Raw genomic sequence first — 1970 nt, 5'->3', positions numbered from 1 at the left:
TACATGAACTTGTATCCCCTTTTTTCTTTATCATTTTTTTACCTGACTTCTGAACTTCATTGATCTAGAATGCTCCTCCACGACTTTATTTTTTGCCATCCAACCTAAAAAGATCAATTTTGAGAAATTTCACTAACTTACAAGTAATGCAACAAATTCGGATGTATATTATTATGCTAGAATTAAGTGATATTAGTGATGCATTTATTTTAAATGGCGGTAAATTAATACCAATCCCCATTTAGCCTTGTATTGTTCCTACTAAAGTAAGCAAGCCACAGTCCCTCGTTTTAAGAATTATAATTGAAGTCGAAGATTTTAGTTGGTTTTATTTTGACATTCAAATTTGTCAATGCTAAACTAAGTAAGGCTTAATTTTTTTTCAGAACGAGTTACATTTTTATACCTCACGAAGAAGATTTTCAGATTTAAAAATTGATACGACTTTTTATCATTTTTAGGTGATACTGTTGTGCTCGTTTAACTTTAAGGGTTTGCATTTCAACTTTATTCAATTTATTGCATTTTTATTTGTCTCAAAAAAACAAATGATTAGTTCAATTTTTTTTTGATGAATTGATAAATTAATCAAAAAAAGTTTTAAGTTTATGTACTTCAAGAGATGGTTTGAAAGAAATGATAACTCCCTTGGTGTGATGTAATAATATTATTAGTTATTCCTTTATGTTTTTGTCAACGTTTAAAAAAAAACGCTTAGGAAATATTTAGTAATGAAAAACCTTCAAAAAGACTACGTAGCTTCTGCGCTTTTTAAAGGGATAAATAAGTTAGAAGCTATTATCATTAAAACTATTTACTTATGACAATTTTACACAACTACTTCGGGAACCAAAAAATGAGTTCCATAATCTGGCGCTACTTGCTGGTATTATTATTGGTTTTTGGTTCCAATGCACAAAGTGCCGCACAAACTTTGATGCCATTGCCTAGTTTTGGTAGTACTTATTCGGGAAATGTAAGGGGGTATTGGTTTACTGCTCCTACTTCTTTTATCATTACAGGTGTTAAAGTGCCTACAGACGCTGGGACGGGATCTCAAAATATTCATATAATGAAAATTAATGATCCGACCCCTGTGACTTTTGCAACTACTTCTACTAATTTTACTACCCTTTCATATATCCAAGGAGCACCCAACGATGTTATTCAAAGTGTGAATATATTGGTTAATCAGGGAGATATTATTGGAATTTTTGGTCAAGCTGGGGCTATTAATAGTTATTCAGTAACGGGTGGTCCTTTTCCAAGCACTATATTGGGGCAGCCTGTAACATTGAACCGATTAATCTATCAAGGTAGTATTTCAGGTGGTCCTGCTCCTAATTATTCATGGGAGGCAGGAAGTTCTTCAATTAGCAGAGTTGAGATGTATTATACATCGCCTACACCTTGTTCAGGAGCTCCAAGTGGAGGAGTAGCAAGTGCTCCTGCCTTAGCATGTGGACCATTTGGTCTTACTCTTTCAGGAAGTACTTCAGCATCAGATATCACTTACCAATGGCTGTCAGCGCCTTCAGCTAACGGTCCATGGTCGCCTATTGCAGGAGCAATATCTCCAAATGAAACAATAACTCAAACAAGTAATACTTATTATGCATGTGAAGTAACGTGTACTAATAGCTCCCTGGCAGATACTTCAGCTGCTGTGTTTGTGCAGTCACCACCTATGGTCGCTCCTTATTATGAGGGGTTTGATAACGGAATACAACCGCAATGTTGGGAGAATGAATCTTCTTTGACGAGTACAAGTATTAGTAATTATTGGAAATTTACTGGAGCTCCTGGTTATGGTGCAACTGCCAACGGTAGAAACCCAGGCGAGTATGCATGGGCTGATGGTTCTTCACCATATCCTGACAGTATGGTTTTGATGACACCAGCAGTTGATATTTCACAATTAACTTCCCCATACTTATCTTTCGAGTGGTTTAGTAACAATACAAATACAC

Annotated in this window: 1 protein-coding gene; it reads left to right on the top strand. The window is 35.4% G+C overall.

The genetic code is table 11. The features are described 5' to 3' along the window. Positions 1-856: 856 nt before the first annotated feature. On the top strand, positions 857-1970 hold a 1114-nt coding region (locus tag C6368_RS16915), incomplete at its 3' end, for a hypothetical protein (protein WP_159038667.1).

Origin of the sequence: Brumimicrobium mesophilum (genome assembly GCF_003025005.1) — a bacterium.
In the GTDB taxonomy this organism is placed as follows: Bacteria; Bacteroidota; Bacteroidia; order Flavobacteriales_D; family Crocinitomicaceae; genus Brumimicrobium; species Brumimicrobium mesophilum.
Note: the sequence above shows the minus strand (reverse complement) of the source record. Positions and strands in the feature narration are given on the sequence as shown.